This is a genomic window from Embleya sp. NPDC059237 (assembly GCF_042754105.1).
Taxonomy (GTDB): Bacteria; Actinomycetota; Actinomycetes; order Streptomycetales; family Streptomycetaceae; genus Embleya.
Genome location: NZ_JBHZAE010000012.1, coordinates 76,026 through 99,144 on the forward strand (window position 1 = coordinate 76,026; position 23,119 = coordinate 99,144).

Sequence of the window (23,119 nt, forward strand, 5' to 3'; positions counted from 1 at the left end):
CCTTCAGGATTCCGCTCGGTCATGCCTGGACCCCCACGGTCTCCTTGGCGGCCAGCGGCCCGCCCTCGGCGCCCGTGCGGGCACCGCGCAGCCGGAAGATCGAGCGCACCAGCGGCGGCGCCGCGACGAACAGCACGATCACGGCCTGGATGACGATGACGATGTCGACGGACACGTTCGCGGACGCCTGCATGACCGAACCGCCCGCGCGCAGCGCGCCGAACAGCAGCGCGGCCAGCACCGTGCCCAGCGGCTTGGTCCGACCGAGCAGGGCCACGGTGATCGCGTCGAAGCCGATGCCGGCGTCGATGCTCGGGGTCAGCGTGTGTGCCGGGTTGGTCGAGCTCATCACCTGCGAGACACCGGCGAGACCGGCCATCGCACCGGCGATCACCATCGCCAGGATCTGCGCCCGGGCCACGCTCATCCCCGCCGTACGGGCCGCGTCCGGGTTGGAGCCCACCGCGCGCAGCTCGAAGCCGAGCGTGGAGCGGTTGAGCAGCCACCAGTAGATCCCGGCCGCCAGCAGCGCCAGGATGATGCCGAAGTGGATCCGCAGGTTGTCGCCGAACAGGTTCGGCAGCACCGCGTTGTCGTGCGCGTCCTTGCCGATCGGCTGCGACTGCCCGCCGCGCCGGAAGGTGTCGGTGGTCAGCAGCCAGCCGAGCATCAGCACCGCGATGTGGTTGAGCATGATCGTGACGATCACCTCGTGCGCGCCGAAGCGGGCCTTGAGAACACCGGCGATGCCCGCGTACAGACCGCCGCCGATCACGCCGGCGAGGATCACGAACACCAGGTGGATCACCGGCGGCAGGTCGACGACGAACCCTACCCACGACGCGAACACCGCGCCGGCGATGATCTGCCCCTGCGCACCGATGTTGAACAGCCCGGTGCGGAACGCGATCGAGACCGCGAGACCGCCGAAGATCAGCGGCGTGGCCTGGGTGATCGTCTCGGAGATCGGCCGGAAGTTGTCCTCGAGCGAGCCGTCGGCGAACAGGTCCGGGTTCATGATCGAACCCTTGAACATCGCGCTGTAGGCGTCGGAGACCAGGCTCCACGAGGCGGAGAGCGCGTCGCCGGGGGCGGCGGTGAAGTACTTGTACTGGTCGAGCACGTCCTGGTCCGCGAGGATCATCAGGACGCCGCCGACCACCAGGGCGAGCAGGATGGCCAGGAAGGTCACCACGGCCGAGTTGCCGGTGATGATCGCGTCGAGCATCGCTCGGCCCAGGGACGGCTTGGGCGGCGCGGTCGCGCTCGCCCCGGTCGCCGCCGGCTTCGCCTCGCTCGGCTCGCCGGGCGTGCTCTTGTTGTCCTCGGTCACGCTGGGTCCTCCTCCCCCGGGGTTGCGTCGCTCTCGTTCGTCTTCGTCTCGACCGGTCCGGCCGGGGCCGTGTCGGCGCGGGTCGCTCCGGCGCCGTCGGCATGCTCCGCGCCGGGCAGCACGCCGGCCATCAGCAGGCCCAGGTCGCCCCGCGAGGTGGTCGGCGAGACGATGTCCACGATCCGGCCGCGGTACATCACCGCGATCCGGTCGGCCAGCGCGACCACCTCGTCCAACTCGGTGGACACGATGATCACCGGGGTGCCCACGTCGCGCTCGGCCACGATCCGCTTGTGGATGAACTCCATCGCCCCCACGTCCACCCCTCGGGTGGGCTGCGAGGCGATGAACAGCCGCAGCGGGCGCGAGAGTTCGCGCGCGACGACGACCTTTTGCTGGTTGCCGCCGGACAACGTGCCGGCCGGCGAGTCGATGGTCTGGGTGCGGATGTCGAACTCCTCGACCCGCTTGCGCGCGTTGTCGCGCACCGCGCCGGGCACGATCGACCCGCGCCTGCCGAACGGCGCCTGGGTGACCATGTCCAGGACCAGGTTCTCGGCCACCGTGAAGTCGCTCACGATGCCGTCGTGCTGCCGGTCCTCGGGGACGAAGCCGACCCCGGAGCCGAGGATCTGCCGAGGACTCATGCCCGCCAGGTCCTTGCCGTCCAGGCTGATCGACCCGGCCGCGGGGGTGCGCAGCCCCAGGATCGCCTGGGTCAGCTCGCTCTGGCCATTGCCGTCCACGCCCGCGATGCCCAGGATCTCGCCCTCGCGCAGGTGCAGGTCGACCCGGTCCACCACGGCCTGGCCGTTGACGTCGAGCACGGTCAGGTCGTTGATCTCCAGGCGCACCGCGCCCGGCTCGGCCTCGGTCTTGTCGACCACCAGCTTGACCGGCCGGCCGACCATCAGCGACGCGAGTTCCTTCTCCGAGGAGGCCGGGTCGGCGGTGCCGACGACCTTGCCGCGACGGATCACGGTGATCCGGTCGGCGACGGCCTTGACCTCCTTGAGCTTGTGCGTGATGAACACGATGGAGTGGCCGGACTCGCGCAGCGCGCGCATCACCCGGAACAACTCCTCGGTCTCCTGGGGTGTGAGCACCGCGGTGGGCTCGTCCAGGATCAGCACCTTGGCGTCGCGCACCAGCGCCTTGAGGATCTCCACCCGCTGTTGCAGACCGACGGGAAGATCCTCGACCAGCATGTCCGGGTCGACCTTGAGGCCGTACTCGTCGACGAGGTCGAGCACCTTCTTGCGGGCCCGACGGCGGTCCAGCCAGCCCATCGGCTTGGTTTCCTCGTGGCCGAGCATGACGTTCTCGGCGACGGTGAAGACCGGGACCAGCATGAAGTGTTGGTGGACCATGCCGATGCCCGCGTCGATCGCGTCACCGGCGGTACGGAACTTGCGGGGGGTCCCGTCGACGACGATCTCGCCCTCGCTGGGCTCGTAGAGCCCGTAGAGCACGTTCATCAGGGTCGACTTGCCGGCACCGTTCTCACCGAGAAGGCAGTGGATCTCCCCCGGCTCGACGGTCAGGTCGATGTGGTCGTTGGCGACCAGCGACCCGAACCGTTTCGTGATTCCGCGCAGTTCGAGCTTCAACGCGGAGACCTCCTCGGCTATGCCCCCCGCGAGGGGCCGTTACGGGTTCGACCCGGGTCCCCTCGGGGCCCGGGCGGGACGGACACGGGCGCCGCGGAATTGCTTCCGCGGCGCCCGATCGCTTAAGTCAGCTCTTCGGCTGGTTCTTCGAGGTGATCTTGATCTTTCCGCTGACGATGTCGCCCTTGACCGCGGTCAGCTCGGACTTCAGGTCGGCGGGGACCTTCGCGTCGAAGTCGTGGAACGGGGCGAGGCCGACGCCGTTGTTGGCGAGAGTGCCGATGGTGGCCTTGGTGGTGAACTGGTTGTTCGCCGCGGCCTTGACCGCGTTGAACACCTGGGACTTGATGTCCTTGGTCACCGTGGACAAGAACACCGACTTGTACTGCGGGGCGCTCTCGTAGCCGTCCTGGTCGACCCAGATGACGCTCGCCTTGCCGCCGCTCTTCTGCACCGCGGAGGCCGCGCCGAGACCGGTCTGGCCGGCGACGGGCATGATCACGTCGGCGCCTTGGGCGATGAAGTCGTTGGCGATGCGCTCACCGTCGGCCGGCGAGTCGAACTTGCCCGCGAGCGAGCCGTCGCCCTTGACGTCGTCCCAGCCGATGACCTGGACGTTCTTGCCCTTGACCTGGTTGTAGTACTTCACGCCCTGGACGTAGCCGTCCATGAACACCGTGACCGGCGGGATCGGCAGCGCGCCGAAGGTGGCGACCTTGCCGGACTTCGAGTAGCCCGCGGCGAGGTAGCCGCCGAGGAAGCCGGCCTCGGCCGTGTTGAACTCCAGGCCCTGGACGTTCGGCTCGATGCTGGACGAGTCGACGATCGCGAACTTCTGGTCCTTGTGCGTGGACGCGGCGGCCTTGGTCGCGTCGGCCATCAGGCCACCGACCGCGACGATCAGCCCGCACTTGTCGTTCACGAGGCTGTTGAGGTTCGGCACGTAGTCGTTCTCGGTCTTCGAGGTGATGTACTTCACCTCGACGCCCAGCTCCTGCTTGGCCTGCTGCAGGCCCGCCCACGACGACGCGTTGAACGAACGGTCGTCGATGCCGCCGGTGTCCGTCACCATGCATGCCTTGAAGTCGATCTTCGCCGCCTGCGTCCCACCGGGGGTGGCGCTGGTGCCCGAGTTCGACTTCTTGTCGTCGGGCTTGCTACCGCACGCGGCGGTGGCGGTGAGGGCGAGAGTGACGCCGACCGCAGCCGCGGTCACCTTGGATACCCGGCGCACGGGTGTCTCCTTCCGATGAGCGCCCCTTCGGGCGCTGCTCCCAGATGCAGACTCTGACGCGCTTGGATCCCTGGTAAACGCGCGTAGACCTGCTAACCGTCGGAGAGCATACCTAGTAAAAGAATATGAGCGACAAAAACCGTGAATCGCCACCGCAACACGCCCCGTTAGCCCGGCCGAGTTGACGAGGCCGAGACGGGTCGGCGCGGAACCGGGCAGTCCGCGACATGACAAGACGTGACAAGACGGAAAAGACCCGGTGCCGCACGACGTCGAACGGCACCGGGTCGGAACATTACAGACTCACGAACGCGACAGGAACGGGGACCGGAGTCGCGATGGTTAACAGTTCCGCATACGTCCGTTCCGGACCCGGCCGGCCGTACGGGCGGCGCCGGGTCCGGTCGGGGTCAGCGGAAGGGGCGCAGCGCGAGCCCGGTGAACAGCTCGACACCGATCCCGATCGCCCGCTCGTCGACGTCGAACTGCCCCTGGTGCAGGTCGTATACGGGATCTCCGACCGGTCGCACGCCGAGCCGGGTCAGCTCGCCGGGAACCCGTTCGAGGAACCACGAGAAGTCCTCGCCGCCGAGGCTCTGCTCGGTGCCCTCGACCGCGCTCGCGCCCAGCACGCCGGTGGCGATGGTGCGCATCGAGGCGACCGCGTCGGGGTCGTTGACCACCGGCGGCACGCCGCGGTGGTGCTCCAGCTCCCACTTCGCGCCGTAGGTCGAGGCGATCACGTCCACCAGCTCGTGCATCAGATCCGGGGCCTGCCGCCACGCCTCCAGGTCCAGGCAGCGCAGGGTGCCCTCCAGCTCGCCGTGCTGCGGGATCACGTTCGGCGCGGAGCCGGACTCGATCCGCCCCCACACCAGGCTCGCGCCCGAGCGCGGGTCGATCCGGCGCGAGAACGCCGAGGGCAGCTCCGCGGCGAGCTTGGCGAGCGCGGTGACCAGGTCGGTGGTGCGGTGCGGGCGGGCGGTGTGACCACCGGCACCCGTGAGCGTGATCACCACCCGGTCGCAGGCCGAGGTGATCGCCCCGGAGCGCAGCCCGACCCGGCCGACCTCCACCTTGGGGTCGCAGTGGATCGCGTGGATCTCCGAGACGCCGGCCAGCCCGCCGGCCTTGATCACGTCGAGCGCGCCGCCCGGCAGCTTCTCCTCTGCCGGCTGGAAGATCAGCCGGACCGGACGCGGCAGCAGTCCCTCGCGGGCGAACTCGGCCAGCACCAGAGCAGTGCCGAGCACGATCGAGGTGTGCACGTCGTGTCCGCAGGCGTGCGCACGGCCCGGCACGGTCGAGCGGTACGGCACGTCCTTGACGTCGTCGACCGGCAGCGCGTCGATGTCGCCGCGGAACGCGATCAGACCCTCGTCGGCGCGACCGCCGGGTGAGGCACGTTCGGGTCTGATGTCGCACACCAGGCCCGTCCCGGGCAGCAGTCGCGGGCGCAGACCCGCGCGCACCAGCCGTTCCCGGACGAGCCCGGTGGTACGGAACTCCTCCCGACCCAGCTCTGGGTGCATGTGCAGATCGCGCCGAAACGCGATCAGCTCGTCGGCGAAAGCCGCGGCCTTGCCGGCGGCCTGGGCGTGGAGGGAGTCGCTCACCCACGCAAGGGTACGTTGCATTGGTCTTCGCGACGTGGTAGGGAGCGAATTACCCCCGTTCGGGTGAGAAAAAAGCCTCCCGCCGGCGCATGCGCTACGGCCGGTAGGGGTATGACTTACCGCTCGTTCCCACATTGGAACACTTCTGCCCACTCGCGCCGCTATAAACCAAGCGCCCGATTGCTCAGGACTCCCCTTGCCGCCCATGGAACGCGTCCAGGATGCGAGACGCGGCAAGGGTCGCGGTGAGATGGCCGGCCCGGACGTCGCGTTCGAGGGCGGGCACGATAGCCCGTACCGAGGGGTGCTCGCGCAACTCGGCGAGGAGCGCGTCGTGCACCGTCGCCCAGGTCCAGTCGACCTGCTGGCGGCGACGCAATTCGGCCAACTCGCCCGTGGCCTCCAGGGTCCGCCGGTGTTTGAGGACGGTGTCCCAGACCTCGTCCAGCCCCTCCCCGGACAACCCCGAACAGGTCAGCACCGGCGTCGTCCACGACTCCCCGGCCCGGCGCATCAGCCGCAGCGCGCCCGCGAGTTCGCGGGCGGCCCGGCGCGCGGCCAGGGCATAGTCGCCGTCCGCCTTGTTCACCGCGACCACGTCGGCCAGCTCCAGGACGCCCTTCTTGATGCCCTGGAGCTGATCGCCGGTGCGGGCCAGGGTCAGGAACAGGAAGCAGTCGACCATGTTCGCCACGGTCGTCTCGGACTGACCCACGCCGACCGTCTCGACCAAGACCACGTCGTAACCGGCCGCCTCCATCAACACGATCGACTCGCGGGTGGCCCGAGCCACCCCGCCGAGCGTGCCGGCGGTCGGCGAGGGCCGTACGAACGCGTGGTCGTCCACCGCGAGCCGGCCCATCCGGGTCTTGTCGCCCAGGATGCTGCCGCCGTGCCGGGAGGAGGACGGGTCGACGGCGAGCACCGCGACCCGATGGCCCACGCCGGTCAGCCGGGTGCCCAGCGTCTCGATGAACGTGGACTTGCCCACGCCCGGCACGCCGGTGATGCCCACCCGGTGGGCACCGCCGGCGTGCGGCAGCAACTTGACCAGCAACTCCTGCGCCAGGTCGCGGTGGTCGGCCCGGGTGGACTCGACCAGCGTGACCGCCCGGGCCAGGATCGTGCGATTGCCCGCGAGCACACCCTCGGCGTACGCGCCGACGTCGATCACCCGTGCCATCAGTCGACCGGCAGCTCGTGGTCCAGCTGCTTGTACAGGCCCCGGAGCAGGTCCACCGCGGCGTCCGCGATCACCGTGCCGGGCGGGAAGACGGCGGTGGCGCCCATGTCGAGCAGCGGCTGTACGTCGGCGGGCGGGATCACCCCGCCGACCACGACCATGATCTCCTCGGCGTCCAGCGCGGCCAGCTCCCGGCGCAGGGCCGGCACCAGGGTGAGGTGACCGGCCGCGAGCGAGGACACGCCAACCACGTGCACGTCCGCCTCGACCGCCTGTCGGGCCACCTCGCCCGGCGTCTGGAACAGCGCGCCGACGTCCACGTCGAAGCCGAGGTCGGCGAACGCGGTGGCGATCACCTTCTGCCCCCGGTCGTGCCCGTCCTGGCCCATCTTGGCCACCAGGATGCGCGGCCGGCGGCCCTCCAACTCCTCGAACCGGGCGACCAGCCCGCGAGCCGTCTCCACGTTGGCCGACATGCCCACCTCTTCCCGGTAGACCCCGGTCAGCGTGCGGATCTGCGCCTGGTGCCGGCCGTACGCCGACTCCAGCGCGTCGGAGATCTCGCCGACGGTGGCCTTGGCCCGGGCCGCGTCCACGGCGAGCGCGAGCAGGTTGTGTTCGAGATCACGCGGCCTGGTGCCCTCGACGTCCGCCTGCGCGGCGCCGGAAAGCGCGGCCAGCGCCCGGCGCACGGCGTCGTCGTCGCGCTCCTCGCGCAGTCGGCGCAACTTCTCCAGCTGGCCCTCGCGTACTGCGTTGTTGTCGATCTTGAGTACGTCGATCGCCTCGTCGCTGGCGACCAGGTACTTGTTGACGCCGATCACCGACTGCCGGCCCGAGTCGATCCGGGCCTGGGTGCGCGCCGCCGCCTCCTCGATCCGCAGCTTGGGCAGGCCCTCGGCGATCGCCGACGCCATGCCGCCCGCCCGCTCGGCCTCGGCGATGTGCTCCCGGGCGCGCACCGCGAGGTCGTGGGTGAGGCGTTCGATGTAGGCCGAGCCGCCCCACGGGTCGATCACGTCGCACGTGCCCGACTCCTGCTGGAGCAGCAACTGGGTGTTGCGCGCGATCCGGGCGGAGAAGTCGGTCGGCAGCGCCAGCGCCTCGTCCAGCGCGTTGGTGTGCAGCGACTGGGTGTGGCCCTGGGTCGAGGCCATCGCCTCCAGGCAGGTGCGCACCACGTTGTTGAACACGTCCTGGGCGGTCAGCGACCAGCCCGAGGTCTGCGAGTGGGTGCGCAGCGAGAAGGACTTGGGGTTCTTCGCGCCGAACGACTTGACGATGTCGGCCCACAGCAGGCGCGCCGCGCGCAGCTTGGCGACCTCCATGAAGAAGTTCATCCCGATCGCCCAGAAAAACGACAGGCGGGGCGCGAACGCGTCGATGTCCAGGCCCGCTTCGACGCCCGCGCGCAGGTACTCGATGCCGTCCGCGAGCGTGTAGGCCAGCTCCAGGTCGGCCGTGGCCCCGGCCTCCTGGATGTGGTAGCCGGAGATGGAGATCGAGTTGAACTTCGGCATCTTCTGCGAGGTGTACGCGAAGATGTCGGAGATGATCGACATCGAGGGCTTGGGCGGATAGATGTAGGTGTTGCGGACCATGAACTCCTTGAGGACGTCGTTTTGGATCGTCCCCGTGAGCTGTTCCGGTGCCACCCCCTGCTCCTCCGCCGCGACGATGTAGAGCGCGAGCACGGGCAGCACCGCGCCGTTCATCGTCATCGACACCGACATCCGGTCCAGCGGGATGCCGTCGAAGAGTTGGCGCATGTCGTAGATCGAGTCGATCGCCACGCCCGCCATGCCGACGTCGCCGGTCACGCGCGGGTGGTCCGAGTCGTAGCCCCGGTGGGTGGCCAGGTCGAACGCGATCGACAGGCCCTTTTGGCCCGCCGCGAGATTGCGCCGGTAGAAGGCGTTGGACTCCTCGGCGGTGGAGAAGCCCGCGTACTGGCGGATCGTCCACGGCTGGTTGACGTACATCGTCGGGTACGGCCCGCGCAGGAACGGCGTGATGCCCGGGTAGGTGCCCAGGAAGTCGAGCCCTTCCAGGTCCTCGTCGGTGTACAGCGCCTTGAGCGGGATGCCCTCGGGGGTGTCGTGGGTCAGCGCGTCGGCGTCCTTGCCGGTCTCCTCGCGCACCACCTCGCGCCACGCGTCGAGGTCGCCGGACGCGGGCGCGTCGAGCTCGACCTGGGTGAAGTCGGGAATGCTCATTTCGCCCCCTCCGGGGTCGGCGAGAGGTTGTCGTACGTGGTGTGCAGCACGTCGAGCGCGTCGCATCCGCTGTACACGTACCCGTCCACGTCGGCGCCGTGCGCCTTTTGCCCCGCGAGCAGGATCCGGCCCGCTCCGGCGGCGCGCAGCGCGGCGGCGACCGGGGCCGCGAGGGTGGCGTAGAGCTTCTCCGAGGAGGTCAGCACCACGGTCGCCGGGCGGCCCGCTTCGGTCCAGCGCGCGACGATCGCCTCGGCGGCGCTCTCGTCACCCTCGGTGGTACCCGCCTCCACGGTGGCGATGCCGCCCGCCGCGAACAGGTTGGCGGCGAAGCCGGCCCGCGCCGTGTACTGCGCGAGCGGTCCCAGGGTGGCCAGGAAGACGGTCGGCCGGGCGCCGGTGGCGGCGAGCAGGGCGTCGGAGCGGTCGCGCAGCGCCTCGTACGCCTCGGCGTAGCGCACCCGGGGCAGCCCGGCGGCGGAGACCGGGATCTCGGGCGCGGGTTCGCGCACGACGGGGGCCTCGGTCAGGTTCGGGAATTCGCTGACCCCGGTGATCGGGTCGGTCCGGGTCGCGATCGCCCGGTCCCGCTCGGTGCGCACCTCGGCGAGGCGCTCGGCGAGCCATCCCGAGTCGAGCGCCGCGACGATGCCGCCCCGCCGCTCGATCTCCTGGAAGAACGCCCATCCGGCCCGGGCGAGGTCGTCGGTGAGTTGTTCGACGAACCACGAGCCGCCCGCCGGGTCGATCACCTGTGCGAGGTGCGACTCCTCCAGGAGCAGGGCCTGGGTGTTGCGGGCGATGCGCCGGGAGAACGCGTCGGGCAGCCCGATCGCGGCGTCGAAGGAGCGCACGGTGACCGCGTCGGCGCCGCCGACGCCGGCCGCGAAGGAGGCGACCGTAGTGCGCAGCATGTTGACCCACGGGTCGCGCCGGGTCGTCATCGCCCACGAGGTCAGCGCGTGCTGGCGCTGGGCACCGGCCGCGGGCGACGCGCCGGACGCCTGGGCCACCCGGGCCCAGAGCCGGCGCGCGGCGCGCAGCTTGGCGATGGTGGGGAACTGTTCGGCGGTGGCGGCGAAGCGGAACTCGATCAGCCCGAGGGCGGTGTCCACGTCGAGTCCGGCGGCGGTGAGCGCGCGCAGGTAGGCGACGCCGGCGGCGGTGGCCGCGCCGAGTTCCTGCCCGTCCGAACCGCCCGCCTCGTGATACGGCTGGCCGTCGGCGACGATCGCCTGGATCCCGGCGAACTCCGCGTGGGCGCGCGCCGCCAGCTGCGCGGCGGCGCCCAGGTCGGCGCCCGAACCGGTGCGCGCGTGCAAGGAGATCGGGTCGGCGCCGAGGTTGCCGCGCAGTTCGGCGGGCGCCACGCCGCTCGCCCGGAACACCGCCAGCAGGGCGTCGGCGGCCGGAACGAAGTCGGCGCCGGTGGCCAGGGCCACCGGCGCCAGGTCGAGCAGCACACCGTCGAGCGTGCGGGCCAGGTCGCCCGGGGCCAGGGCGTCGGCGCCGACGTACAGGAAGACGGAGGTGACCCCGTTCTCCAGGTCCGCGAGCACGCTCTCGTTGGCCCGCGCCGGATCGGTGTCGGCGTGCGCCTGGCGTACGTCCCAGCCGTCGGCCGCGTGACCGGCCGCGCGCGAGCCCCGGACGAACGGGCTCAGGCCGGGCAGGCCCGGCCGCGCCGCGGCCTCGGTGTAGAGCGGGGACAGCGTGATGCCGTCGTAGGTGGTGGTCGCGAGCAGGTCTTCGGGGCGCTCGGGCGTGTCGTTCTCGCCCAGCACCTTCGATTTGCGGAGCACGCCGGCCACGAGGCGCTGCCATTGGTCCCGCGTGGGTTGCGGGAATTGGCCAGCGAAGGTGGATCCGGTAGACGTGCCGCCATCGACAGTAGCCTCCGTCATGCGTCGCATCGTAGGGACCGAGGCGGCGGATGAATACGCACGACTGATGTGATGTCAGCCCTACCGGCGGGTCACCTCACCGACCTGCGCGTTCGTGCTTGCGGTGATCTTTCGTCCGGGCGTGGCCCGCTTTCCCCCATACGAGTGCTGACGGGGCGTCAGGAAAATGGTGCCCCGCTACGCGCACGTCACCCGGATGGTTCCACTCCGCCATGCGGAATGGATCACATCGCGCGCCCTGGCACAAGAGGGCCCCCGATCGGTGGCTACCATGGCCGGGGCCGGGCGACCGATACCCGGCCGGGCCGACCGACAACCAGAGGGTCCGACACCGAACGCGGACACCCTCCCAGCCGGCCGTGTCCCCTCATGTACCGCACCCGGAGGGTAGTTTCCGTGCCGGCTGGAACGCTCTACCGCGGCCGGGAAGGCATGTGGTCCTGGGTGGCTCATCGAGTCACCGGCGTCCTCATCTTCTTCTTCCTGTTCGCGCACGTCCTCGACACCGCACTCGTTCGCGTATCCCCCGAGGCGTACGACGAGACGATCGACATCTACAAGAACCCGTTCGTCAACCTGCTCGAGTACGGGCTCGTCGCGGCCATCCTGTTCCACGCGCTCAATGGTCTGCGGATCATCGCGGTGGACTTCTGGGAGAAGGGCCCGCGCTACCAGAAGCAGATGCTCTGGACGGTCGTCGGCGTCTGGGTCGTGTTGATGGCCGGCAGTGCCTACCCGATCCTGCAGCACTCGATCAAGACCATCTTCGGGAGCTGAAGTGTCCGCCACCATCGAAAACGCACCCAAGATCCACGGCGGCGGACCGTCGATCGAGTCGCCGCGCAGCAAGCGTTCGCCGCGTTCGACCAAGACCAACTTCGAGCTGTACGGCTGGCTGTTCATGCGGCTGTCCGGCGTGCTCCTGGTCGTCCTGGTCCTGGGCCACCTGCTCATCCAGCTCGTCCTGGACGGTGGCGTGTCCAAGATCGGCTTCGCGTTCGTCGCGGGCCGCTGGGCGTCGCCGTTCTGGCAGTCGTGGGACCTCATCATGCTGTGGCTCGCCGAGCTGCACGGTGTCAACGGTCTGCGCACGATCATCAACGACTACGCGGAGCGGGATCAGACCCGGTTCTGGCTCAAGGCGCTGCTGTACACGTCCGCGCTGATCGTGCTTTTCCTGGGGACGCTGGTGATCTTCACCTTCGACCCCAACATCGGCAACTGACCGCGGCCGATCCCAGCACCCGAGGACTGAACGAGCATCATGCAGACCCACAAGTACGACACCGTCATCGTCGGCGCGGGCGGCGCCGGCATGCGCGCGGCCCTGGAGTCGAGCAAGCGCAGCCGTACCGCCGTACTGACCAAGCTGTACCCCACGCGTTCGCACACCGGCGCCGCGCAGGGCGGCATGTGTGCCGCCCTCGCCAACGTCGAGGAGGACAACTGGGAGTGGCACACGTTCGACACGGTCAAGGGTGGTGACTACCTCACCGACCAGGACGCCGCGGAGATCATGTGCAAGGAGGCGATCGACGCCGTCCTGGACCTGGAGAAGATGGGCCTCCCCTTCTCCCGGACCCCCGAGGGCCGGATCGACCAGCGCCGCTTCGGCGGGCACACCCGCGACCACGGCAAGGCGGCCGTGCGCCGCTCCTGCTACGCGGCGGACCGCACCGGCCACATGATCCTCCAGACGCTGTTCCAGAACTGCGTCAAGCAGGACGTCGAGTTCTACAACGAGTTCTACGTCCTGGACCTGCTCCTGGCCGAGGACGAGGCGGGCAACAAGTCCACCTCGGGCGTGGTCGCGTACGAGCTGGCCACCGGCGAGATCCACGTCTTCCAGGCCAAGTCGGTGATCTTCGCGACCGGCGGCTTCGGCAAGGTCTTCAAGACCACCTCGAACGCGCACACCCTCACCGGCGACGGCATGGGCATCGCGTGGCGCCGGGGACTGCCGCTGGAGGACATGGAGTTCTACCAGTTCCACCCGACCGGTCTCGCGGGCCTGGGCATCCTGCTCACCGAGGGCGCCCGCGGCGAGGGCGGCATCCTGCGCAACGCCGACGGCGAGCGCTTCATGGAGCGCTACGCGCCGACCATCAAGGACCTCGCGCCGCGCGACATCGTCGCGCGCTCGATGGTCCTGGAGGTGCTGGAGGGTCGCGGCGCCGGTCCGAACAAGGACTACGTCTACCTCGACCTGACCCACCTGCCGGCGGAGCAGATCGAGGAGAAGCTGCCGGACATCACCGAGTTCGCGCGCACCTACCTGGGCGTCGAGCCGACCACCGAACTGGTCCCGGTGTACCCGACCGCGCACTACGCGATGGGCGGCATCCCGACCAACGTCGAGGCCGAGGTGCTGTCGGACAACACCACGGTGGTCCCGGGTCTGTACGCGGCCGGCGAGGTCGCCTGCGTGTCCGTGCACGGCTCGAACCGGCTCGGCACCAACTCGCTGCTCGACATCAACGTGTTCGGCCGGCGTGCGGGCATCGCCGCCGCCGAGTACGCGAGCACGCACGACTTCGTCGAGCTGCCCGAGGCCCCCGAGGCCACGGTCGTCGAGCTGATCGAGCGGCTGCGCGACAGCTCGGGCACCGAGCGGGTCGGCCAGATCCGCGCCGAGATGCAGGAGACGATGGACGCCAACGCCGGCGTCTACCGCACCGAGGAGACGCTGAAGCAGGCGCTCTCCGACATCAAGGGCCTGCAGAAGCGCTACCTCGACGTCTCCATCCAGGACAAGGGCAAGCGGTACAACACCGACCTGCTCGAGGCGATCGAGCTGGGCTTCTTGCTCGACCTCGCCGAGGTCTTGGTCGTCGGCGCGCAAAACCGCAAGGAGTCGCGCGGCGGCCACGCCCGCGAGGACTTCCAGGCGCGCGACGACGAGAACTACATGAAGCACACGATGGCGTACCGCGAGGTCGACGCGAAGGGCGAGCACTCGATCCGCCTGGGCTACAAGCCGGTCGTGGTCACCCGCTACCAGCCGATGGAGCGTAAGTACTGATGACTGCCGTAGTGGAAGAGACCGCGCCCGGCACCGGGCACGGCAGCACGGCCGCCGAGCGCGACCACACGCCGATCGTGATCACGCTGCGGATCCGCCGGTTCAACCCGGAGACCGACGCGGAGCCGTACTGGCAGGACTTCAAGGTCGAGGCCGACCCGACCGAGCGCATCCTGACCGCCATGATGAAGATCAAGGCGGAGCAGGACGGCTCGCTCACCTTCCGCCGCTCCTGCGCACACGGCATCTGCGGCTCGGACGCGATGCGGATCAACGGGCGCAACCGGCTGGCCTGCAAGACCCTGGTCAAGGACTTGGACATGGCCAAGCCGATCACGGTCGAGGCGATCAAGGGTCTGAAGCTGGAGAAGGACCTCGTCGTCGACATGGACCCGTTCATGCAGGCGTACAAGGACGTGATGCCGTTCCTGATCACGTCGGGCAACGAACCGACGCGCGAGCGGCTGCAGTCGCCCGAGGACCGCGAGCGGTTCGACGACACCACCAAGTGCATCCTGTGCGCGGCGTGCACCACGTCGTGCCCGGTGTTCTGGAGCGACGGGCAGTACTTCGGCCCGGCCGCGATCGTCAACGCGCACCGGTTCATCTTCGACTCGCGGGACGAGGGCGCCGAGGAGCGCCTGGAGATCCTGAACGAGAAGGAGGGCGTGTGGCGCTGCCGCACGACCTTCAACTGCACCGAGGCGTGCCCGCGTGGCATCGAGGTCACCAAGGCGATCCAGGAGGTCAAGCGCGCGCTGATCTTCCGCCGCGTGTGATCGATCCGCACCGACGAGGGCCCGGAACCGTGCTTCGGTTCCGGGCCCTCGGGCGTTCGTGGTCGGTGTGCGTCAGCCCGCTTCGGCCGCGCGGACGCGCTCGCCGTGGCGCAGGGTCGCGGCGCGCAGCGCGGTCTCGGCGTCGACACCCTGACGGGCGGCCAGTTCGGTGACGGCCAGGAGCAGGTCGCCGATCGCCTCGGGGCCGGCGTAGTCGTCGGCGTCGACGGCGGTCGGCAGCGCCGGGGTGGGCACGGTCAGGCCCGCCCTGCCGGTGCGGGACAGGAACTTCGCCGCCAGTGCCAGGGCCGGCTGGCTCATCGCGATGCCGTCGAGGGCCGATGCGCGATGCGACTTCTCCGCGGCCTTGAGCGCGTCCCAGTTGGCCTCGACCGCCTCCGGGGTGTCGGCCTCCACGTCGGCGAACACGTGCGGGTGGCGGCTGATCAGCTTGTCCACGATGCCGCCGGCCACGTCGTCGATGCCGAACGGGTCGGCCTCGTCCTCCTGGGCGACCCGGGCGTGGAAGAACACCTGCATCAGCACGTCGCCCAGTTCCTCGCGCAGGTGCTCCCGGTCCCCCGAGTCGATCGCGTCGACCAGCTCGTAGGTCTCCTCGACCAGGTAGCGGGCCAGCGACTCGTGGGTCTGCTTCGCGTCCCACGGGCAGCCGCCGGGTGAGCGCAGCCGGTCCATCACCGCGACCAGGTCGAGCAGGCGCGCGCCCGGCAGGTCCCAGGCGCCGGGCAGCAGTTCGATCTCCGGGACCGGCTCGCCGCCCTCGTCGCCCGCCGCGACGCGGGCGAGGGCCTGGCCCAGGCCGGGGTCGTCGTCGGTCGCCGCGAGCCACACGACCAGGCCCGTGCGGGCCCGGTCGAGCAGGTGCCGGGCGAGCGCGAGCGGGCCCGCGTCGAGGTCGGCGATGTCGACCTCGACGCCCGCCTCGCGCAGATACGGCAGCTGGGGGTGGTCGGCGTCGGCGGTCAGCACGCACCCGGTCGGCGTGCTGGCCGCCTCGCGCAGCGTGCGCCAGGCGGGCCAGCTCAGCAGGCCGGGGGCGACCCGGTGGGTGCCGGCGAGCAGGACGAGGCGGGCGGGCGGCGCGGCGGTAGGCGAATCACTCACCCGGCCAGCCTACGGTCCGGCTCAGGTGCCGCTCGCCGCCCCGGGTTGGGCGTCCACGGAACCGGCCGCCGGCTGGGTGCCCGGGGCCAGCCACGAGTAGGTCGCGGCGGTGGTGGTCAGCTTCGCCGAGTCCCAGGTGCCGTACCTCGGGTTCACCTTGATCTTCATCGAGGCCGCCACGTCGCCCAGGTAGGCGTCCAGCTGCGCCTGGCCGTCGGCGGTGCCCAGGTCGATCCCGCGCACCCGGGCGATCTCCGCCTTCAGCGCCTCGGTCCGGACGAAGTCGTCCACCTCGGCGGGCAGCACGCCGATCCGCACCAGGCGGGCCTCCAGGTTCTGCGGGCCGCCGAGCCGAGCCTCCAGCGTGCGGCGGGCCTGGAGCACCTGGGTCGCGTTCAGGGCGACGTGGTTGCGCCCGGCCGCCTCGGCGATCACCCGACGCGAGATCAGCTGGACCAACTCGGCCTGGTTGGCCTCCAGTTGGGCACTGGTGCCGTTGAGCGGCAGGTTCTGCCGGGAGAACGCCTGCTCCAGCTTGTCGACCTTGGCGTTGAGGGTCGAGATCTCGATGCGCTCCCCGCCGACCATGGCGGCCGCGCCCGTCTTGGATTCCGAGCAGCCGGAGAGCGCGAAGCCGGTGACCAGCACCAGCCCCACCGCGGCCACCCGGGCCCGGGACGCGGCCCGCCGCCGGCGGTGCGCGGAATCGACAGGGACGGAACGCGACGTGCGACTCACACGAACTCCCAATGCTCGATGGCGCTGTACGGCGGTACGACTGTCGGCCACGGCGGACTGCGACCCATGACCAACGATCAAAGATACGGGTGGGCACGCCCGAAGTCCGCACATTCGCCAAGATCATCCGCGCCGGCCGACAACCCGGCGCGGCTCCCGGACCGCCGACGACACGCCGGTCCGAGAGCCGCGGAGCCGACTCGGGCTACTTCTTCGCCGCCGCGATCGGCTCCAGCAGGATCGCGTCCACCAGATCCCGCGCCCACGTCAACAGCGCCCCGTCACGCAGCGGTTGCCCGCCGATCCGGGCGGTCATCGGCTTGGGCACCAGGATCTGCTGGGTCGCCGCCTTGACCAGCGTCTTCGGGTAGAGCCGCTGGAGCCGCAACTGCTGCGACTCGCGCAGTTCGACCGGGCCGAACCGGACGAAGTTGCCCTGGAGCGTGACGTCGGCGATCCCCGCGGTGCGTACGTGCGCCCGGAACCGGGCCACCTCCAGCAGGTTCTCCACCGGCTGCGGCAACGGCCCGTAGCGGTCAACCAGTTCGGCCCGCACCGCGTCGATGTCCGCCTCGCAGGTGATCGCCGCGATCCGCCGGTATGCCTCGAGCCGCAGCCGCTCGCCGGGCACGTAGTCGTGCGGGACGTGCGCGTCGATGGGCAGCTCGACCCGGATCTCCGGGACCTCCTCCGCGCCCTCGCCGCCCGCCGCGAGTTCCTTGTACTGGTTGACCGCCTCGCCCACCATGCGCACGTACAGATCGAACCCGACGCCCGCGATGTGCCCGGACTGTTCGCCGCCGAGCAGGTTGCCCGCGCCGCGGATCTCCAGGTCCTTCATCGCCACGAACATGCCCGCGCCCATCTCGGTGTGCTGGGCGATGGTGGCGAGGCGCTCGTGCGCGGTCTCGGTCAGCGGCTTCTCCGGCGGGTACAGGAAGTACGCGTACGCCCGCTCGCGGCCCCGGCCCACCCGGCCGCGCAACTGGTGCAGCTGGGACAACCCGAAGTTGTCGGCCCGCTCCACGATCAGCGTGTTGGCGTTGGAGATGTCGATGCCGGACTCGACGATCGTGGTGCAGACCAGGACGTCGAACTCCTTCTCCCAGAAGTCGACCACCACCTTCTCCAGCGCGTTCTCGTGCATCTGGCCGTGGGCGATGGCCACCCGGGCCTCGGGCACCAGTTCGCGGATCCGGCCCGCCGCGCGGTCGATCGACTCGACCCGGTTGTGGATGTAGAAGACCTGCCCCTCGCGCAGCAGTTCGCGCCGGATCGCGGCGCCCATCTGCTTCTCCTCGTACGGCCCGACGAAGGTGAGCACCGGGTGCCGCTCCTCGGGCGGCGTGGTGATCGTGGACATCTCCCGGATGCCGGTGACCGCCATCTCCAGGGTGCGCGGGATCGGGGTCGCGGACATGGTCAGCACGTCGACGTTGGCGCGCAGCTTCTTCAACTGCTCCTTGTGCTCGACGCCGAAGCGCTGCTCCTCGTCGACGATGACCAGGCCCAGATCCTTGAACCTCGTCTCGGCCGCGAACAGCCGGTGGGTGCCGATCACGATGTCGATCGAGCCCTCGCGCAGGCCCTCCAGGACCGCCTTGGCCTCGGTCTCGGTCTGGAACCGGGACAGCGACTTCACCACCACCGGGAACTGCGCGTAGCGCTCGGAGAAGGTGGAGAAGTGTTGCTGGACGAGCAGCGTGGTGGGCACCAGGACGGCCACCTGCTTGCCGTCCTGGACCGCCTTGAACGCCGCGCGCACCGCGATCTCGGTCTTGCCGTAGCCCACGTCGCCGCAGATCAGCCGGTCCATCGGGATCGGCTTCTCCATGTCGCCCTTGACCTCCTCGATCGAGGAGAGCTGGTCGGGCGTCTCGACGTAGGGGAAGGCGTCCTCCAATTCGCGCTGCCACGGGGTGTCCGGGCCGAAGGCGTGTCCGGGCGCGGCCATCCGGGCCGAGTAGAGCTTGATCAGGTCGCCCGCGATCTCCTTGATCGCCTTCTTCGCCTTGGCCTTGGTCTTGGCCCAGTCGGCGCCGCCGAGGCGGTGCAGCGACGGGCTCTCGCCGCCGACGTACTTGGTGACCTGCTCCAACTGGTCGGTGGGCACGAACAGGCGGTCGCCCGGTTGGCCGCGCTTGGCGGGGGCGTACTCCAGGACCAGGTACTCGCGCTGCGCGCCCTGCACCGTGCGCTGGACCATCTCCACGTAGCGCCCCACGCCGTGCGACTCGTGCACCACGAAGTCGCCGGGCTTGAGCTGGAGCGGGTCGACCATGTTGCGCCGTCGGCTGGGCAGCCGGCGCATGTCCTTGGTCGAGGTGCGCTGCCCGGAGACGTCCTCCTCGGTCAGCACCAGGGTGCGCAGCGACTCGGAGGCGAAGCCGTGTCCGATGCAGCCGGTGGTCACGTGCACCACGCCGGTCTCCGGCACCTCGGCGAGGTCTGCGTCGAGCCGGGCCGGCACCCCCTCGCCGGACAGCGTCTCGACGAAGCGCGCGGCCGGTCCGTGGCCCTCGGTGACCAGTACCACGCGCCAGTCGTCGGCGAGTCGGCCCTTGATCTCGGCCAGCACCCGCTGCGCGTCGCCGCGGTAGGCCTCGACCTCGACCGCGCCGATCTCGGTACCGGAGTCGTCGGCGTCGGCGCCGAACGGGCTGAGCGACCACCACGGCACACCGATCCCGGCGGCGTGCTCGCGCACGTCGGCCAGGCTCCACAGGGACGCGGCGCCCAGGTCGATCGGGCTCTCCCCGCCGCCCGCCGCCGCGGCCCAGGACGCGTCCAGGAACTCGCGGCTGGTGGCTACCAGGTCGGCGGAGCGGGTGCGGACCCGCTCGGGGTCGCAGACCAGCACGTGACTGCCCGCAGGCAGCACGTCGAGCAGCAGCTCCATGTCGTCCACCAGCGCGGGGGCCAGCGACTCCATGCCCTCCACCGCGATGCCCTCGGCGATCCTGCCGAGCATCTCGACCAGCCCCGGATGCTCCACCAGGAGTTCGCGGGCCCGCTCGCGCACCTCGTCGGTGAGCAGCAGCTCACGGCAGGGCGGTGCCCACAGGCCGTGTTCGGCGGTCTCCAGGGAGCGCTGGTCGGCGACCTTGAACCAGCGGATCTCCTCGACCTGGTCGCCCCAGAACTCGACCCGGAGCGGGTGCTCCTCGGTCGGCGGGAACACGTCGAGGATGCCGCCGCGCACGGCGAACTCGCCGCGCTTCTCCACCAGGTCGACGCGTGCGTAGGCAGCTGCGGCCAAGCGCTCGACCACGGTGTCGAGGTCGATCTCCTGCCCGGCCACCAGGGCCACCGGCTCCAGCTCGCCCAGGCCCTTGACCTGCGGCTGGAGCACGCTGCGGATGGGCGCGACGACGACCTTGAGGGTGCCGGTGCCGGCGTCGGCGCGCTCGCCCGAGGTCGGGTGGGCGAGCCGGCGCAACACCGCTAGCCGGCGGCCGACGGTGTCCGAGCGCGGGGACAACCGTTCGTGCGGCAGCGTCTCCCACGAGGGGTATTCCACGACGGAGTCCTCGGGCAGCAGCGACCCGAGAGCCGCGACGAGGTCCTCGCACTCGCGGGTGGTGGCGGTGACCGCGAGTACGGGTCGATCCGCGCGGGCGGCGACGGCGGCCACCACGAAGGGGCGCAGCGCCGGTGGTCCGACGAGGTCGAGGGCGGTACCGCGGCCCTCGGACGCGGCCCGCACCGCCTCGGCGACGGCGGGGTCCTGGACGACGATGTCTAGCAGACCGGTCAGACTCATGGGCCGGTTGGATCCTCCGCAACGCGAACGGCCCCGACCTTGGAAAAGGACCGGGGTTCCCCGACAACCCTACGCCCGAAGGGGTCGGTGTCGCCCGCGATGACAACGTGTGACTGTGACCAGTACCGCCCACCCCTCCCCCTTGGCAATGTGACTGATAGGGGGTCCAATGGCCTGCGAACAGGAATCTGACGGGTCGTCGGATTTCCGGCGGGCGGCCGTCGGGAGTCCGGGCAGCGGCTGGACCAGGGGAGACGACGGACACGATGAGCAGCGCGCAGCAGAAGCTCTACATCGGCGGCGAATGGGTCGAGCCGGAGCGCGGTCACTACGAGGTGATCAACCCGGCCACCGAGGAGGTCGTGGGCCTGGCGCCCGAGGCGTCGGTGGAGCAGGCGAACGCGGCGACCGCGGCGGCGGCCGAGGCGTTCGGCACCTGGTCGCGGACCACCCCCGAGGAGCGCTCCCGGATCCTGGACCGGGCCGCGGACCTGTTCCTGAAGATGGGCGGCGAGGTGGTCCCGCTGGCCTCCGCCGAGACCGGCGCCACGCTCTCGGTCGCGGGCATGATGCAGCTGGGCACCACGTACTCCCGGTTCAAGCGCTACGCCAAGGGCGCGCTGGAGCCGACCGAGTTCCCGCTCGCCCCGCAGCCGACCCCCGAGACCGCGCTGAGCCGGGCGGGCATCTTCGGCGCCGTGGAGGTGCGCCAGCCGGTCGGCGTGGTCACCTGCATCACCTCGTACAACAACCCGCTGGCGAACACCGCGGGCAAGGTCGCGCCGGCGCTGGCGATGGGCAACACGGTCGTGGTCAAGCCCGCGCCGCAGGACCCGCTGGCGGTGTACCGGATGGCCGAGGCGCTGGCCGAGGCCGGGCTGCCGGCGGGTGTGCTGAACGTGGTCACCGGCCAGGGGGTGGACGTGTCCGAGGCGACGGTGGCCTCGCCGCACGTGGACATGATCAGCTTCACCGGCTCGACCGCGGTCGGCGCACGGATCGCCGAGGTGGCCGGTCGTGGCTTCAAGCGTCAGCTGATGGAGCTGGGCGGCAAGGGCGCGTGCATCGTGCTCGACGACGCCGACCTGGACGCGGCGGTGCACGGCATCGGCACGGTGTGGAGCTTCTACGCGGGCCAGATCTGCACCGCGCCGACCCGGGTGATCGCCCAGCGCGGCATCTACGACCGGCTCGTGGAGCGGCTCGCGGAGCACGCGAACGGGCTGAAGGTGGGCAGCCCGCTGGATCCCGCGACGCAGGTCACCCCGGTCATCTCCGCGGTGCAGCGCGGCCGGGTGGAGGCGCTGATCGCCAAGGGCCGCGAGGAGGGTGCCCGCCTGGTGGTCGGCGGCGAGCGACCCGACTTCGCGAAGGGCTTCTACGTGGCGCCGACGCTGTTCGCGGACGCGACCAACGAGATGACCATCGCGCGCGAGGAGTTCTTCGGCCCGGTGGTCACGGTGATCCCGTTCGACGGGGACGAGGAGGAGGCGATCCGGATCGCCAACGACTCGGACTACGGCCTGATCTCCTACGTCTTCGCCGGGGACACCACCCGCGCCTACGGCATCGCCCGCCGGCTGCGCTCCGGCGGCGTCGGGGTGAACACCGTCGGGCGCAACATGGAGGCCCCGTTCGGCGGCTTCAAGCAGTCGGGCGTCGGCCGCGACGGCGGCTCCTACGGCCTGGCCGCCTACAGCGAGATCCAGAGCATCGTCTGGCCCAGCGCCTGACCGGCGCGACACGGACCGCGAGCGGCCCCGGGATCCTTCCCCGGGGCCGCTCGCCCGTTCCCGGCGGCCTCTTCGTGTTCGCGTCCGGGACGTCTCGGGTTCGTCGGTTTCCCGCGTGGGGGTGAGGTCATGGCCATAACCTGAGGGGCGGTTCGCGGCGCTCGGTCGCGGGCCCGTCAGGGGGGATCTCTCGCAATGTCGCAACCGCAACGTCTGGTCCGGGCCTGGTCGGTGCGCGCGGGGGCCGCGCGTACCCAGGTGGAAGCCGGGGTGCGGGCGCGACGATGGTTGTGGTTCCGCGAGGCGTTCCCGGACATCGAGCGGTTGCGCGTGGTGGACCTGGGCGGCTCCGCCGAGTTCTGGTGGCACGCTCCGGTGCGGCCCGCGCACGTGCGGGTGATCACGACGGCCGAGCGGGCCGCCGAACCGGCCCCGTGGCTGGCCGTCGAGGCCGGCGATCCGCTGGCCTGGAACGGCGGTTGCGACCTGGTGGTGAGCGACGGCCTGCTGGACCGGCTGGCCGCGCCGACCGACCGGGCCCGGCTCGCCGACGTCGTGCACGCCTCGGCCGAGCGCTACTGGCTGCGCACCGCCGCCCGCGAGCACCCGCTCGATCCGCAGACCTCGCTGCCCGCCGTGCACCTGCTGCCCGGTCGGGTCCGGACCCGGATCGACGGCTCCGCGCCGAGGGTGTTCCCGGCCCGGCGCGCGGAGTTGGCCTCGCGCTTTCCCGGATCGGTGGTCCGCGGCGAACGGGTGGCCGGGCTCGTATCGTCCTGGGTGGTGGCCAAGCCGCGTGCCGATCACGTGCCCGGCCGCCCCTGACGTTGCATCACCAGCCGCTCGGGGGTGGGCGGTTGCGC

16 protein-coding genes are annotated in these 23,119 nt (G+C 70.6%); 6 read left to right on the forward strand and 10 right to left on the reverse strand.

Annotated elements, in window-relative coordinates; genetic code table 11:
* Positions 1-19 precede the first annotated feature (19 nt).
* The 7 genes from ACFXKZ_RS32540 to ACFXKZ_RS32570 form a co-directional block, all read right to left on the reverse strand.
* Entirely contained in the window at positions 20-1,333 is a 1,314-nt protein-coding gene (locus ACFXKZ_RS32540) for an ABC transporter permease (protein WP_380005190.1), read from the reverse strand.
* Complete coding sequence (locus ACFXKZ_RS32545) at positions 1,330-2,943, reverse strand: ABC transporter ATP-binding protein (RefSeq protein ID WP_380005192.1); 1,614 nt, start codon at positions 2,941-2,943, stop codon at positions 1,330-1,332. Before ACFXKZ_RS32545 ends, ACFXKZ_RS32540 begins: the two co-directional genes overlap by 4 nt.
* Positions 2,944-3,070: 127 nt before the next feature.
* Positions 3,071-4,177, reverse strand: a complete 1,107-nt coding sequence (locus ACFXKZ_RS32550; RefSeq protein ID WP_380005194.1) for a BMP family protein — start codon at positions 4,175-4,177, stop codon at positions 3,071-3,073.
* Positions 4,178-4,587: 410 nt separating this feature from the next.
* A complete protein-coding gene (locus tag ACFXKZ_RS32555) occupies positions 4,588-5,793 on the reverse strand; it encodes an amidohydrolase (protein ID WP_380005196.1) in 1,206 nt (401 codons plus the stop codon).
* Between the two features lie 184 nt (positions 5,794-5,977).
* Positions 5,978-6,976 carry a methylmalonyl Co-A mutase-associated GTPase MeaB gene (gene meaB / locus ACFXKZ_RS32560; protein ID WP_380005198.1) on the reverse strand — a complete coding sequence of 333 codons (999 nt, stop codon included), beginning with the start codon at positions 6,974-6,976 and terminating at the stop codon, positions 5,978-5,980.
* A complete protein-coding gene (gene scpA / locus ACFXKZ_RS32565) occupies positions 6,976-9,192 on the reverse strand; it encodes a methylmalonyl-CoA mutase (protein WP_380005201.1) in 2,217 nt (738 codons plus the stop codon). The genes meaB and scpA overlap by 1 nt, the downstream gene beginning before the upstream one ends.
* Positions 9,189-11,096, reverse strand: coding sequence for a methylmalonyl-CoA mutase family protein (locus ACFXKZ_RS32570; protein WP_380005203.1), 1,908 nt, complete (start codon positions 11,094-11,096; stop codon positions 9,189-9,191). The genes scpA and ACFXKZ_RS32570 overlap by 4 nt, the downstream gene beginning before the upstream one ends.
* Positions 11,097-11,492: 396 nt before the next feature.
* Between ACFXKZ_RS32570 and sdhC the strand changes: the two genes are divergently transcribed.
* Genes sdhC through ACFXKZ_RS32590 form a run of 4 tightly spaced genes read left to right on the forward strand, consistent with a single transcriptional unit; the run spans position 11,493 to position 14,897 of the window.
* Positions 11,493-11,873 carry a succinate dehydrogenase, cytochrome b556 subunit gene (sdhC, locus tag ACFXKZ_RS32575; RefSeq protein WP_078979260.1) on the forward strand — a complete coding sequence of 127 codons (381 nt, stop codon included), beginning with the start codon at positions 11,493-11,495 and terminating at the stop codon, positions 11,871-11,873.
* Position 11,874: 1 nt separating this feature from the next.
* Positions 11,875-12,321 (forward strand): succinate dehydrogenase hydrophobic membrane anchor subunit, encoded by a 447-nt coding sequence (locus ACFXKZ_RS32580; RefSeq protein WP_126637499.1) that lies wholly within the window; start codon positions 11,875-11,877, stop codon positions 12,319-12,321.
* 39 nt (positions 12,322-12,360) lie between these two features.
* A complete protein-coding gene (gene sdhA, locus ACFXKZ_RS32585) occupies positions 12,361-14,118 on the forward strand; it encodes a succinate dehydrogenase flavoprotein subunit (protein ID WP_380005206.1) in 1,758 nt (585 codons plus the stop codon).
* The gene (locus ACFXKZ_RS32590; protein WP_371863005.1) at positions 14,115-14,897 is read left to right on the forward strand and encodes a succinate dehydrogenase iron-sulfur subunit; all 783 of its coding nucleotides are present in this window, start codon (positions 14,115-14,117) and stop codon (positions 14,895-14,897) included. The genes sdhA and ACFXKZ_RS32590 overlap by 4 nt, the downstream gene beginning before the upstream one ends.
* Positions 14,898-14,969: 72 nt before the next feature.
* Here ACFXKZ_RS32590 and ACFXKZ_RS32595 read toward each other — a convergent pair whose 3' ends face one another.
* The 3 genes from ACFXKZ_RS32595 to mfd form a co-directional block, all read right to left on the reverse strand.
* Positions 14,970-16,022, reverse strand: coding sequence for a MazG family protein (locus tag ACFXKZ_RS32595; protein ID WP_380005208.1), 1,053 nt, complete (start codon positions 16,020-16,022; stop codon positions 14,970-14,972).
* A gap of 21 nt (positions 16,023-16,043) precedes the next feature.
* Positions 16,044-16,760, reverse strand: a complete 717-nt coding sequence (locus ACFXKZ_RS32600) for a SurA N-terminal domain-containing protein (RefSeq protein WP_380005212.1) — start codon at positions 16,758-16,760, stop codon at positions 16,044-16,046.
* 205 nt (positions 16,761-16,965) lie between these two features.
* Positions 16,966-20,523, reverse strand: a complete 3,558-nt coding sequence (gene mfd / locus ACFXKZ_RS32605; RefSeq protein WP_380005214.1) for a transcription-repair coupling factor — start codon at positions 20,521-20,523, stop codon at positions 16,966-16,968.
* Between the two features lie 266 nt (positions 20,524-20,789).
* On the opposite strand from mfd, the gene ACFXKZ_RS32610 reads away from it, so the two are divergent.
* Entirely contained in the window at positions 20,790-22,256 is a 1,467-nt protein-coding gene (locus ACFXKZ_RS32610; RefSeq protein WP_380005216.1) for an aldehyde dehydrogenase family protein, read from the forward strand.
* Positions 22,257-22,451: 195 nt separating this feature from the next.
* Positions 22,452-23,081, forward strand: a complete 630-nt coding sequence (locus ACFXKZ_RS32615) for a hypothetical protein (RefSeq protein ID WP_380005219.1) — start codon at positions 22,452-22,454, stop codon at positions 23,079-23,081.
* The last annotated feature ends 38 nt before the right edge of the window (positions 23,082-23,119 follow it).